We start from the raw sequence: 350 nt of genomic DNA, 5'->3' as shown, positions 1-350 counted from the left end.
CCCTACATGTTTAATTTAACTGCCCTTATTTCTACCCGTGGCCGTTCTTTATCAATTTCAAAGGACTCATAATATCCAGTTACATAATTCAGGCTGTCATTGGGCAAGAATGCTTTTCCTCGCACGTTCGCCTTCTGCATGCCGTCTAGAATGAATTTCTTCATAAACGCCCAGTTGTCTGAATCAGTGCGCTTATTTGGCACGTACCACCTTAGCTCCAACATACATGGCCACTCGAATCGTACACCGTCTACCATGGCCTGCTGGACGACTAGCTGGCAGTAATTGGTTGCCTGCTTCTTCATCTTTGAGCCAATGTAACGATTCTTTCGTTCAGCCTGAATGTATTT

At 44.6% G+C, this 350-nt stretch carries 1 protein-coding gene; it reads right to left on the bottom strand.

Going from position 1 to position 350, the window contains the following annotated elements; all coding sequences use genetic code 11:
• Nucleotides 1-2: 2 nt before the first annotated feature.
• Nucleotides 3-350, bottom strand: a 348-nt coding sequence (locus AOQ32_RS08525) for a RusA family crossover junction endodeoxyribonuclease (protein WP_059394403.1), incomplete at its 5' end; no start/stop codon positions are given.

Origin of the sequence: Fructobacillus tropaeoli, assembly GCF_001047135.2 — a bacterium.
Taxonomy (GTDB): domain Bacteria; phylum Bacillota; class Bacilli; order Lactobacillales; family Lactobacillaceae; genus Fructobacillus; species Fructobacillus tropaeoli.
The sequence above is the reverse complement of the archived record's forward strand: the minus strand, read 5'-3'. Positions and strand labels throughout refer to the sequence as shown.